Here is a 12,723-nt window from a genome sequence, read left to right on the forward strand (position 1 = left end):
ATAAAATTGATGCACTTGTGCAAATATAGGAAAGCGATTATCTCATACGTTCACGCAATTTTTCGGGATGAAGCACGCCGAGCCCCTGAAGGATGATAATGGCCGTGCACTGTGCTGCTTCTTAATTCATGGTTTTCACGTAGATGAGTCATTACCTTCCGAAGTGTGGGATGCGGAAATGTAATTTGAAATTACTGGAAGATAGTTTATGATCCGGTCATGGATGAGTTGGAAAAACCATTGACGCTCATCCGTTCCTGAGCGGCGGGGATGGCGATGAATAACTCATGTCGCTAGAGTAATTTTTAATCGCTGCTGCGGTAGTAACAATCCTCGAAACCACACATGCCCGTAATAGTTCGATAATAATTTATTTTTTTTGGTGGATTGTAAATCGGATACAGAAGTGGTAAAATAAAAACAGAACATACGTTCCTTTTTGAGAGGTGATTAATCTTGATAGACAAGGAAATTATCGATGGTTTTACAAAACAATTTCCCGATGAGGCGGATTGTATTGCGCTTGTTGAGAAACTGCGATGGCCAGGGGGCTATCGTTGTCCTTCTTGCGATCATAATGAGGCATACCGGATACAGACTCGGAAGTTGCCGCTTTTTGAATGCCGACAATGCGGTCAACAGACGTCTCTAACGGTGGGAACGTTCATGCATGGAAGCAAGACTCCGATTAGCAAATGGCTTCTTACCATATATTTAGTCGCAACACAAGCTAGAGGCATCAATGCAGTAAAACTTTCCGAAATTCTAGGTGTGACTTATAAAACAGCTTGGTTGATGCTTCATTTAATTAGACGTACTATAACCATGACGGATGGCCAGGAGCCATTGTCCGGACATGTCGAGGCTAAACATGAATTGTTTTTAGCTGATTTTTGGTTGGTTGAATCCCGTATGTCCAAGGAGAAATCGATGATTATTTCTCGCGAGATCGGGAAGCAACAATCACCCCGTTACAAGATTAAATTGATTGCGGAATCGAAAACAGCCAGAGAGCCTTTAACGGAAAAACATGCTATGGAGTTTGCTGCTCAGCAATGCGATGGCGGTCTTCGTTCGTTTGCAATAAATCCAAGGCATCAATTTAGCCGATACAAGACGGTGTTCGAGGATGAACGAAACGTTAATCGAACCAAGCTTATAATCTTACATGCCTCTCCAGCGATTTTCGAACAGCGGCAGCAACTCTGTTCTTTGGCGCCTTCCGAATCGCTTTCGGAAGTTGCGATGAGTGCTCGCGAATGGATGAGCCGAACCTTCAACGGAATAAGTGCGAAATATGCACAGCTTTATTTCGATGAGTTCTGCTTCAGATTAAGTCATGCAGACTGCGTGGAGGAAATTGTATTCGAAAAGTTAGTATCCTTGTCATTTGGCATTAACATGTGTAGGATGCGGAAATCCTCCTCTTACCTGCTATCCAATTTTTCATCGATTGGCAATAAATCAATGCAAATGGCGCAACAATCAGCTTAAAGTTTGCGAGAAGAGTTTCTGAACAGTCGGGATATTGATCAATGGTGCTTCGAGGTATTGGTAATTTAACCAAAGTCCGGTTCGGCGGGATAATTTGTGGCGGTTGATCAAATAATGAACGGGAAGGAAGGATTGGGATCGGTGTCAGATGTCGGCGGACATGACGGCTGCTGGCGATCGATCTTGAAGGAGGAGAGAGCATTGGCGTCCAAGGGGTCCATTTCTCAGGCAAGTTCCGAGTCAGGCAAAGGGGCGGCTGCTAATCGTTATCAGAAAATGTCAATGTCACCAAAAGAGTATCAAACGTTTGCCAAAGGGAAAGAACCGCCGCGTTCCGTGTTCGGCAATTGTGTGAAGGCGTTTCTGATAGGCGGGGCGATTTGCTGCTTTGGGCAAGTCATTATGGAGCTGTTCATGCATTTGATGAACATGACGCCCGAGCAAGCGAGCAATCCGACTGTAGCGGTACTCATTCTGCTCTCCGTCATTCTGACGAGTCTTGGCGTGTACGATAAGCTTGCTCAGTTCGCGGGCGCAGGCTCTGCGGTACCGGTGACGGGGTTCGCAAATTCGATGTGCTCCGCCGCGTTGGAGCATCGGAGCGAAGGGCTCGTACTCGGCGTAGGCGGAAATATGTTTAAGCTGGCGGGAGCCGTAATCGTCTATGGCACTGTTGCAGCATTTTTTGTAGGCATCGCTCACCTTATTCTTGGCACTGGGGGGCAATAGGATGCTCAAAGGCAAACAAACCTGGTGGTTCGAGAATAAGCCTGTGATCATCGGAGCGGCTACGGTGGTTGGCCCGGACGAGGGAGATGGACCGCTGGCAGCAGACTTCGATCTGGTCCATCCTGAGCTGGATATGCAGCAGAAAAGCTGGGAGAAGGCGGAGCGCTTGCTGCTGGAGCAAGCATCCGAATTCGCGATTCAGAAGGCCGGCTTGCAGCGCAGTGACGTGCAGTTCTATATCGGCGGGGATCTGATGAACCAGATCATCAGCAACAGCTTTGCGGCAAGATCGATTGGCGCGCCATATATTGGCGTATTCGGCGCTTGCTCGACTTCGATGGAGACGCTGGCCCTCGCGTCTCAGCTTGTCAACAGCGGTTCCGCGACCCAAGTGCTCGCCGGCACGTGCAGTCATAACTGTACAGCGGAGAAGCAATTCCGCTACCCGACGGAATACGGTTCGCAGAAGCCGCCGACGGCGCAATATACTGTCACCGGCGCTGGTGCAGCGCTCGTTGCAGCCACGGGCAACGGTCCCGTCGTTGAGTGCGCGACAATCGGCAAGGTTGTTGATCTTGGCATAACCGATCCGTTTAATATGGGCGCGGCAATGGCCCCGGCGGCGGTGGATACGATCCAGACGCATTTTGAGGATACGGGTCGTTCGCCAGGGGATTACGATTTGATCGTAACAGGAGATTTGGCCGGGGTCGGCCATCCCATCGCCAAGGAGCTGCTGATGCAGGACGGTGTTCCCATGGACCATACGGTATTCGGAGATTGCGGTCTAATGGTGTACGATGTCCAAAAACAGAAGGTGCAAGCGGGGGGGAGCGGCTGCGGCTGCTCGGCTGTAGTGACTTACGGTCATCTCTTGAAACGTATTGCCAAGGGGGAGCTTAAACGTATACTCGTCGTTGCGACGGGGGCGCTGCTGTCTCCGCTTTCCTTCCAGCAGGGCGAGAGCATTCCTGGAATCGCCCATGCGGTAGCGATTGCTGCTGCCGGAAAGGAGGCGCAGGCATGATATTTCTCTGGGCTTTTCTGGTCGGGGGGGCCATATGCGTGCTCGGACAGTTAATGTTCGATGTGCTTAAGCTGACTCCCGCCCATACGATGGCGACTTTGGTCGTTATCGGCGCCATCGTGGACGGCTTTGATTTGTACGAGCCGTTGGTCAAATTCGCCGGTGCGGGCGCGTCGGTGCCTATAACGAGCTTCGGTAACGCGCTCGTGCACGGGGCGTTGACCGAGCTGCATAATCAGGGCTGGATCGGCGTCATATCCGGCATATTCAAGGTTACAAGCGCAGGCATTTCGGCTGCGATCATATTTTCGTTCCTCGCGGCCCTCGTCATTCGGCCGAAGGGATGAATTCACCATGGAGAATCCTGTAGGATTCTCCAATTTTTTTTGGATGACTGCGATTTGTGCGGGTTGAGCTAGTACTGTAAAATAGTATTATTGGCGCACATTTTATACCCACATTAGTGCGAGTTACAAGATTTTGTTTTATATAACTTTATTTTCCGGGAGGTCATTTCATCGTGGATATTCGTACCGACGACATGCAATTATGCTCATCGATTCTGGCTAATCTCAACTCTTGCATCCTGGGAAAAAAAGAAGAAATTGAAAGATTGCTAGTCGCCGTGCTGGCAGGCGGCCACGTGTTGCTGGAGGACGTGCCCGGCACCGGCAAAACTCAGCTGGTGAAGGCGCTGGCCAAATCAATCGGCGGCCAATTCCGCCGTATTCAGTGCAATCCCGACCTTTTGCCTACCGATATTACCGGCGTTTCTATCTATCATCCCAAGCAGGAGACGTTTATGTTCCGTCCCGGCCCCGTGATGACCAACATATTGCTGGCCGATGAAATCAATCGAGCCACTACGAAGACACAATCCGCGCTTCTGGAGGCGATGGAGGAGGGGCATGTCACTGTAGACGGCGATACGTACGAGCTTCCGCAACCTTTTGTTCTGCTCGCGACACAAAATCCCATAGAGTTCGAAGGAACGTACACGCTTCCTGAAGCGCAGCTGGATCGATTTATGATGAAGCTGTCGCTGGGCTACCCAAGCGAAGAAGACGAGCAGGGCATGATTGCCGGCAATCGCGCCATTCAGCCTTCCAGCATGATCCAATCGGTGCTTCAAGCAAGCGACGTTGCGCATATTCAGCAGCAAGTGCTGCAGGTGCATGTGGATGATGCCGTCGGCAAATATTTGGTCGGCCTTATTCGCGGCACGCGCGAGCATCCGCAAGTGGTGCTCGGGGCGAGCCCTCGCGCGACGATCGCGCTGGCTAGGGCCGCCAAGGCGGCTGCTTATCTTAACGGACGCAAATATGTAACCCCGGACGATATAAAAGCGCTTGCGCCATACGTGCTGTCGCATCGCCTGCTGCTACGCACGGAGGCTCGCATGAACGGACTAAAGGCGGACAACGTCGTTGATCAAGTGCTTCAGTCGACCAAAGTGCCTGTCCGGCTTGAGAGATAACGTATGAACGAGAAGAAGAAGCAGCGCTTCCGCAAGTCGTTCATCGCGGCCGTCTACGTCAGCAGCTTGTTCTACTTCTTGTTCCAGGGGGGCAAGACGTCCCTCATGCTCTTCATTATTCTCAATTTGCTGCTGTTGTATTTGCTGCTGGGACGCTACAGCGGCATTGCCAAGGTAAAGGGCAGCAGAATGCATGTTCTTCAAGGCTCGGGCTCGCAGCCGGATACATTAACAGCGGGGAGCTCGCTCGACGTGAACGTAGAGGTTCGTATTCCGGGCTACTATCCGCTTCCTTATGTCATTGTCCGCGACGGATTTGTCCGGCACGACGGAAGGGTATTCCAATTCGAGACGTCGTTTGTGCCGAACTGGAAGCGGACGGGTTCCATCAGCTATCGAACGCCTCCGCTTCCCCGGGGAGAATATCGCTTCGCGGAGACGGAATGTCTCGCTTACGACGTATTCGGCCTGTTCGAGCATTCCGGCAGCTTTGCGACGGAATCGGCCTTCAGCGTGCTCCCGCAGACTGTTCCGCTTCGCCAATGGAGCGGATTTCAACGGGGAATTCGCGGACCGTATTCCCACGCGGCCGCGTCTCGCTCGGCGAAGGAGACCACGCAAATTAACGGCGTTCGCGAGTATCACTACGGCGATCGTTTGTCACGCGTGCATTGGAACGCTACGGCCAAAACAGGAGAATGGAAGTCCAAAGCGTTTGAGCGAGAATCGCTTCCCCGCACGCTGCTTATTCTAGACAGGCATGCGGATTCCTATGGGGACTCTCAAGACCGCTTTGAGCTGGCCGTCTCCGTAACGGCATCGTTCATCGAGCACGGCCTAAAGGATGATACGGCGATGGGTCTTCTCTCCGCAGGCTTGAAAGTCACGATGCTTCCCCCGCGCTCCGGCGTGGAGCAGCGGAGCCTGGCCATGAAGCATTTGACCAGCGTGAGTCCGGATGCACCCTATCGGATCTATGATTCCCTCACACGCTCGGAATATATGATTGAGCCCGGCTGCTTCGTACTGCTTGTTACGGCCGATATCGGCAGCGGCATGATACGAAGCATGGAATGGCTGTCCCGCAAAGGCGTGACGCCTTGTCTCATTCATATTGGCGATCCGGACGACAAGCTGAGCGGCAATATCGCCTGGAAAGGTCTTATTCGCAGCAGAGGTTGGCAGTTGTACGAAGTGAAGCATCTTCAGGATCTGCCTTCCGCCTTGGAAGGGAGCGTGACCGCATGAAGAAGGTATTATCCTGGGTCGGCGCTTATATGGCTGCCGGCTGGTATGAACGATTCGTTTCCTTATTCGTTGGCGTCATTCTGATGGCTTGCGTTGCGGTATTCGACGGATACTGGTGGCACGAAAGCTACACGATCGCATATGCGACGCTTGTAGCGGCTATTATAGTGGACGCGCTTCTGCCGCAGAAGCTTAGATGGGTTCGCTGGACTTTCCAACTGATTGCCGCCATCTGGGTGACTTACCGCTTCGCGCGCAAGGAATGGTATATTGCCGCGCCGGCGGACAGCAGCGAATGGGGCTGGTGGATGGAGCAGCAGCTTGCTCAGCTCCATCCGTTTATATGGATTAGCTTGGCATTGCTTGGTTTGCATATGCTGTTCGCCGCCTGGGCTACTACGCGGACGCGCTTGTTCGGCATCGTCGGCGCTGCTCTGCTGGTCTTGACTATAGCAGATTCATTTACGCCAATCTGGTTGTGGGATGATGTGGCAATCGTCGTATTTACGGGCCTCTTATGGCTGGTCGTCCATCATCTGAGGAAGCTCCAATTGACGCATCCCGATAGCTGGAGGACGTTGTTCGAATATCCTGTCGGCCTAATAACGCCGACTTTTATCGTACTCGCGCTGCTAGTCTTGATCGGCGTGAATGTGCCGTCTACCGCACCTTTGCTGCAGGATCCTTACACCCTTTGGAAAAATGCCAGGGGCGAGCAGGTCCGCGTGTTCCTGGGAGACAAGGCCGTACCGGCGAACAATACGCCTCAAAGTACAGCGAATGCCAGCTCCGGCTACAGCCGGGAAGATGGCTCGCTCGGCGGCGGATTCGACTATGATTACTCGCCGATGATGACCGTTTCCACCTCCCAACGGAGCTATTGGCGAGGGGAGTCCAAAGCCATCTACACGGGCACCGGATGGGTAGATGCGGACAATCGGACGATCGATACTACCGCAAGGGTGAACCAGGAGCAAGCTCTGCTAGCCGCAGAGGACCGTTCGCTTGCGGAGACGGTGGAAGTGAGCCAGATAATCTCGATGATCAGGGAAGATACTTATCCCGTTCTGTTCGGAGCGGCTCCCGTATCCAGCGTGAATTGGATCAACGAGGAAAGCGGGAATTTCTCTCCTAATCTCATGAGATGGAAGCCGTATGAGTGGGAGCTGCGATGGGGGGATCCCGATTCGTACCCCAAGTCTTATTCGCTTACGTCAACCATCACGCTGTTGGATGAAGAAGGGCTCAAGGAAGCGGATGCGTCCTTCGCCGAGCAAAATCTGCAGCAGGTTTATACGAGCCTGCCGGCGTCGTTGCCGCAACGGGTTCGCGATCTTGCGGTGCAAATATCCGCAGACGGCGCAAACGACTACGAAAAAGCTCGTCTGATCGAGAATTATTTGCGCAGCAACTTTGTCTATAATAACAAACCTGACTTGTCCAAGTTATCGGGAACAAGCGAAGACTTCGTCGATCAGTTTCTTTTTGAGCTGATGGAAGGGTATTGCGACTACTTCTCTTCGGCGATGGCTGTGCTTGCCCGGAGTCTCGACATGCCGGCTCGTTGGGTAAAAGGATTTGCGCCGGGCGTGTTGCCTGCCGATCTTTACGGTCCGGGAGAGATGCTGGACGGTGAAGACTTCAACCCATCAGGCGCGGGGATGTACACCGTTCGCAACTCGGATGCCCACTCTTGGGTAGAAATTTACTTTGAGGGATATGGCTGGATTTCGTTCGAGGCTACCGCGGGCTTCTCCTTCCCTTATATGGTAGCGGAAGGCGAAGAAACGCCTCTGCCTACAGTAGCGCCTTCTGTTGATGAGCCGGCTGTCAATGCCGAGGTGCCAACAGAATCGAAGGGAACTGCTGTATGGATGATCGTTGTAGTATCCGCTCTTGTTGCCGGAGCTGCTCTGTGGCTCGTGCTGCGTCGCCGCGATATTCCGGTCTTGTGGAACAAGCTGGTAGGCCGGGACTACTCGTCGAACGAACTGATTGTCGTCGAGACGAACAGGCTGCTGCGCCAGTGTCATAAGCGAGGCATGCGCCGCGAGGAACATGAGACGCTGCGGGAAGCGATTCTGAGATGGTCGAAACAGCAGAAGAGGCTTACGGATGACTTCCGTTATGTGCTTGACAGCTTCGAGCATGCCAAATACGGTCAGGCTGCCGTCTCACGAGAAGAAGCCGAGCGGTTTGCAGGCAAAATCCGTTATTTGATCGGTGAATTGAAATAACCTTGAAATTATTCCTACTATAATAATATATACCGCTTGCCGGTACGCCGGCGGCGGCTTTTTTTTGCAACAAATTCGGATTGTATGGTATAGTTTCGTAAGATAGCAGGCAGAAAGAGAGAGGGATCACAGAATGTTCGAAAGGCTTCTTCCGAATATGAGGGTGGGTTCGGTATACGAGATCGATCTAGATGTTCTCGCCGCCCAAGGGGTCCGGGGAATCATCACGGATCTGGACAATACGCTGGTCGGCGCCAAGGAACCGCTGGCAACCCCTGAACTTGTACTTTGGCTGGACAAGGTGCGGGATGCGGGGTTCAGTGTCGTTATCGTGTCCAATAATAATGAAACAAGAGTTGGCAGCTTCGCGGCTCCGCTCCAAATTCCGTTCGTTCACGCAGCGCGAAAGCCGACCCAAGGAGCATTTCGCAAAGCTCTTGCGATGCTGGGACTTAAAGCGAATGAAACCGTCATGATCGGCGATCAAATGATGACGGATGTTCTTGGCGGCAATCGAATGGGATTATATACGATTCTGGTCGCGCCGATTTCCCCGGCGGATGAGGGCTTTATGACGCTGTTCAACCGCCGGATCGAACGAATTGCATTGGCCAGACTGCGCAAGCGCGGATTGTGGTACGAGGAGGAAACGAAGTGAAAGACCAGCAACTAAGAGAACAGACGCCTTCCTGTGCGGGATGCGGCGTAACGCTGCAAACGGAAAACTCCGAGAAGCCGGGATTCCTGCCGGAGGCTTCGCTGCAGCGTGATCCGGTCATCTGTCAACGATGTTTCCGCATCAAACATTATAACGAGGCGTCTTCGGTTGCTCTTGATCAGGACGACTTTTTGCGGCTGCTCGGCAGCATCGGGACGACGAACAGCCTTGTTGTTCACATCGTCGATTTGTACGATTTTGAGGGCAGTCTGATCTCGGGCCTGCAACGGTTCGTCGGCAATAACCCGGTGCTGCTCGTCGTCAACAAGATTGACTTGCTGCCGAAGGGGATGAACGTGAACCGGATTCGCAATTGGGTGCAGCGCGCAGCCAAGGCGCAGGGCCTTCGCACGGTGGATGTCATTATGTGCAGCGCGAAGCGGAACATGGGCTTCGAACATGTCATCGAAGCGCTTGAGCAGCATCGAGGCGACCGCGACATCTATGTGGTCGGAGCGACAAACGTCGGCAAATCGACGCTGATTAACCGTCTTATCCGCGATTACAGCAATATGGAGCGGGAATTGACTACTTCCCGTTACCCAGGCACGACGCTGGATGCGGTATACATACCGCTGGATGACGGCAAGTCGATCATCGATACGCCGGGAATTGTCTACTCCAGCCGAATGACGGAGGTCGTGCCGCGCAGCTTCCTGGGCTCGCTGCTGCCGGACAAGCCGATCAAACCGCTGGTATACCAGCTGAACGAGCAGCAGACGCTGTTTATCGGCAGTCTTGCCAGATTCGACTTTGTCGAGGGCGAACGCCAGTCGTTCACGCTGTACATCTCGAACGCGCTGCATGTGCATCGTACGAAGATGGAGCGGGCGGACGAGCTGTACGAGGAGCACAAGGGCGAGTTGCTGGGCGCTCCTTCGCGTGATGAGTTGGCTTCGATTCCGGAGTGGACGCGGCATTCCTTGCGCGTTAAGCCAGGCGAGAAGCAGGATGTCTTTATCGCTGGACTGGGCTGGATTCAGGTCAATGGCCTCCGCGGGGCGTTGATTGACGTTTATGCGCCGAAGGGCGTCAAGGTTCTGCTTCGCGATTCGATGATTTGATCCGTCCTGAGTGGACTTTCGTACAAGCGGTTAGAAAGTAGGGGAGCGGTTGTGACTGAGCATATTAAACGGGAGACCATAGACAGCCATACGGTATTGTATGGCGTCATCGGCGATCCCATCCGGCATTCCAAGTCGCCGATTATGCTAAATCGGGCATTTCGCGAAAGCGGCATTAACGGCGTATATACGGCGTTCCATATCACCTCGGAGTCGCTTCCGGGATTCATAACCGGCGTGCGGGCGATGGGGATTCGCGGCGTTAACGTGACGATTCCGCACAAGCTGCAAGTGATGGAGCTGATCGACGAGATCGATCCGGGAGCTCGGGCTATCGGTGCCGTTAATACGATCGTCAATGATAACGGCAAACTGATCGGTTACAATACCGACGGCATCGGCTATGTAAGATCTTTGAAGGAAGAAGCGGAGCCGAACCTTGCCGGCAAGCGGATCGTCGTAATCGGCGCAGGCGGCGCCTCGCGGGGCATCGTGTACGCGTTGCTTCAAGAAAAGCCGGAGTCCGTCGCGATCGCTAACCGGACGGTAGAGCGCGCGGAAGAACTCGCGGAATCGCTTGGCGGCGCTTCGGCGGGTGTTCACGCCATCTCCAATGATGAGCTGCAGCGCTGGTGCGGCGATGCGGATATCGTCATTAACACGACTTCGGTCGGCATGTATCCGAACGTAGGTCAATCGCCGATCGAAGCGGGGTGGATGAAGCCCGGCGCGGTCGCAAGCGATCTCATCTATAATCCGCTGAGGACGGAGTTCCTGCTGCAAGCGGAAGCGGGCGGCTGCAGGACGCATGGCGGGCTCGGCATGTTCATCTATCAAGGAGCATACGCGTTCGAATATTGGACGGGGAAGGTTGCGCCTGTTGCGGCTATGCGCGAGACGGTGCTGGAGGCGCTCCAAGCAGGGCAATAATATAATAAGCAATCTAGGTTTTTGGCGTGGCAAGCGCTGGCGCCGCCGCGTATTCGTATACGAAAGAAGGAACGGTATTCTATGTTAACAGGCAAACAAAAAAGACATCTGCGCTCTTTGGCGCATCATCTTCAGCCGATCTTTCAGGTCGGCAAGGGAGGCACGAACGATCATCTTGTCCGTCATATTTCCGAAGCGATCGAGACACGCGAGCTGATCAAAGTGTCCGTCCTTAACAATTGTATGGACGATCCTCGCGAGATCGGGGCGGAAGTAGCCGCGGCAGCCGGCGCCGAGCTGGTGCAGGTTATCGGCAAGACGATCGTGCTCTACAAGGAATCCAAGGATCACAAAAATATCGAACTGCCGTAAAGGAAGTTCAAAAAGTCCGCTTCCCATCACGAAGTAACTCAGGTAGCGTACTCGACATCGAATATTGAATGCAGGCGAACCTAAGCGGATGCTTTCGAAGAATGTTTCCTACGGAAACATTGCAGGTGCTCACGTAGCTTCCACTACGCTCCGCTCCTCAGTTTCTACCTGCATCCAATCTTCTCGGTGCTGAAAACCGGACTTTTTGAACTCTTATTTAAATTACTACAACGGTACCTGGAGGTGATCGGTGTGATCAAAGTTGGCATAATGGGCGGCACTTTCGATCCCATCCATATTGGTCATCTCATCGCAGCCGAATCGGCGATGGCAGAGTGCGGGCTGGATGAAGTGTGGTTTATTCCTACTTCATCTCCGCCGCTCAAATCGGGCGCGCCAGGCGCATCCGAGAATGACCGCTACGAGATGGTAGCCGCGGCCATCGCTACCCAGGATCGGTTCCGCGTGCTGGATATCGAGCTGCGTCGGGGAGGCACAAGCTATTCCATCGACACGGTGCGATCGCTCAGGGAGCAACATCCCGATCACTCCTTTGCTTATATTATCGGATCCGACCGCATCAACGACTTGGCCAAGTGGCATAGAATCGAAGAACTTGCCGAGCTCGTGACGTTTATCGGCCTCTCCCGGCCGGAGACGACGGCAACGCCGGAGCTGCTGCCGGAGGAACTTCGCTGCCGCATAACTTTTGCGGAAATGCCGGCGATCGGCATATCGTCGACCGTGCTTCGCGAACGGCTGGCGGTAGGGAAGTCGATCCGTTATCGAGTGCCGGACGCGGTATACGCAATGATTAGGAGGCATGGTTGGTATGGATCGACAAGAGATGATCGATAGAGTGCGTGCGGAGATGCCGGAGAAACGGTGGCTGCATACGGAGGGCGTTATGGCGACAGCCATCGTGTTGGCGGAGCGGTACGGCGAGGATCCTCAGCGGGCCGAGCTGGCAGCGATTCTGCATGATGTGGCCAAGTTCTGGCCCGTCGACCGTCAAGCGGCCATCATTCGCGATAACGCTCTGTCATCCGACGTACTGGACTATGACAAGGAATTGTGGCATGCTTTGGCAGGCGCATGGGTTGCGCAGCGGGAATACGGCGTAACGGATCCGGAGGTATTGGATGCGATCAACTATCATACGTCCGGCCGCCGAGGTATGACGAAGCTGGAGAAGGTGGTCTGGCTTGCCGATTACATCGAGCCGGGGAGAAATTTTCCCGGCGTGGACGATATCCGCGCGCTCGCCGAGCAAAGTCTGGATCGGGCCGTTCTTGCGGGGCTGGACGGCACGATCGGCGTGTTGATCGCCAGAGGCAAGCGGATCTATCCGTTAACGGTAGAGGCGCGTAATGGATTGATCGAGGAATTGTCGGGCAAATCATAATAGAACGTATTACAATCAAACA

13 protein-coding genes are annotated in these 12,723 nt (G+C 53.6%); all 13 read left to right on the plus strand.

Going from position 1 to position 12,723, the window contains the following annotated elements; genetic code table 11:
- The first annotated feature begins 456 nt into the window (after nucleotides 1-456).
- The 13 genes from H7F31_RS17045 to yqeK all read left to right on the plus strand — a co-directional run bounded on the left by H7F31_RS17045 (nucleotide 457) and on the right by yqeK (nucleotide 12,701).
- Nucleotides 457-1,494, plus strand: coding sequence for a transposase (locus H7F31_RS17045; protein ID WP_187099753.1), 1,038 nt, complete (start codon nucleotides 457-459; stop codon nucleotides 1,492-1,494).
- A 276-nt stretch (nucleotides 1,495-1,770) separates the two neighbouring features.
- Nucleotides 1,771-2,223, plus strand: a complete 453-nt coding sequence (gene spoVAC / locus H7F31_RS17050) for a stage V sporulation protein AC (protein WP_087571082.1) — start codon at nucleotides 1,771-1,773, stop codon at nucleotides 2,221-2,223.
- A 1-nt stretch (nucleotide 2,224) separates the two neighbouring features.
- Nucleotides 2,225-3,250 (plus strand): stage V sporulation protein AD, encoded by a 1,026-nt coding sequence (gene spoVAD / locus H7F31_RS17055; protein ID WP_187099754.1) that lies wholly within the window; start codon nucleotides 2,225-2,227, stop codon nucleotides 3,248-3,250.
- Nucleotides 3,247-3,597, plus strand: coding sequence for a stage V sporulation protein AE (gene spoVAE / locus H7F31_RS17060; RefSeq protein ID WP_087571044.1), 351 nt, complete (start codon nucleotides 3,247-3,249; stop codon nucleotides 3,595-3,597). Before spoVAD ends, spoVAE begins: the two co-directional genes overlap by 4 nt.
- 194 nt (nucleotides 3,598-3,791) lie before the next feature.
- On the plus strand, nucleotides 3,792-4,727 hold the full coding sequence (locus H7F31_RS17065) for an AAA family ATPase (protein ID WP_397374711.1): 936 nt from the start codon (nucleotides 3,792-3,794) through the stop codon (nucleotides 4,725-4,727).
- A gap of 3 nt (nucleotides 4,728-4,730) precedes the next feature.
- On the plus strand, nucleotides 4,731-5,975 hold the full coding sequence (locus H7F31_RS17070) for a DUF58 domain-containing protein (RefSeq protein WP_187099756.1): 1,245 nt from the start codon (nucleotides 4,731-4,733) through the stop codon (nucleotides 5,973-5,975).
- Nucleotides 5,972-8,212, plus strand: a complete 2,241-nt coding sequence (locus tag H7F31_RS17075) for a DUF4129 domain-containing transglutaminase family protein (RefSeq protein ID WP_187099757.1) — start codon at nucleotides 5,972-5,974, stop codon at nucleotides 8,210-8,212. Before H7F31_RS17070 ends, H7F31_RS17075 begins: the two co-directional genes overlap by 4 nt.
- A 133-nt stretch (nucleotides 8,213-8,345) precedes the next feature.
- Nucleotides 8,346-8,870, plus strand: coding sequence for a YqeG family HAD IIIA-type phosphatase (locus H7F31_RS17080; protein WP_087571047.1), 525 nt, complete (start codon nucleotides 8,346-8,348; stop codon nucleotides 8,868-8,870).
- A complete protein-coding gene (yqeH, locus tag H7F31_RS17085) occupies nucleotides 8,867-9,994 on the plus strand; it encodes a ribosome biogenesis GTPase YqeH (RefSeq protein ID WP_187099758.1) in 1,128 nt (375 codons plus the stop codon). Before H7F31_RS17080 ends, yqeH begins: the two co-directional genes overlap by 4 nt.
- A 51-nt stretch (nucleotides 9,995-10,045) precedes the next feature.
- Nucleotides 10,046-10,924, plus strand: coding sequence for a shikimate dehydrogenase (aroE, locus tag H7F31_RS17090; protein WP_261800025.1), 879 nt, complete (start codon nucleotides 10,046-10,048; stop codon nucleotides 10,922-10,924).
- A gap of 81 nt (nucleotides 10,925-11,005) precedes the next feature.
- On the plus strand, nucleotides 11,006-11,296 hold the full coding sequence (gene yhbY / locus H7F31_RS17095; protein WP_087571049.1) for a ribosome assembly RNA-binding protein YhbY: 291 nt from the start codon (nucleotides 11,006-11,008) through the stop codon (nucleotides 11,294-11,296).
- 255 nt (nucleotides 11,297-11,551) lie between these two features.
- Entirely contained in the window at nucleotides 11,552-12,154 is a 603-nt protein-coding gene (nadD, locus tag H7F31_RS17100; RefSeq protein ID WP_187105404.1) for a nicotinate-nucleotide adenylyltransferase, read from the plus strand.
- A complete protein-coding gene (gene yqeK, locus H7F31_RS17105; protein ID WP_187099759.1) occupies nucleotides 12,129-12,701 on the plus strand; it encodes a bis(5'-nucleosyl)-tetraphosphatase (symmetrical) YqeK in 573 nt (190 codons plus the stop codon). Before nadD ends, yqeK begins: the two co-directional genes overlap by 26 nt.
- Nucleotides 12,702-12,723 lie beyond the last annotated feature (22 nt).

The organism is Paenibacillus sp. PAMC21692, assembly GCF_014303795.1.
Lineage (GTDB): Bacteria > Bacillota > Bacilli > Paenibacillales > Paenibacillaceae > Pristimantibacillus > Pristimantibacillus agaridevorans.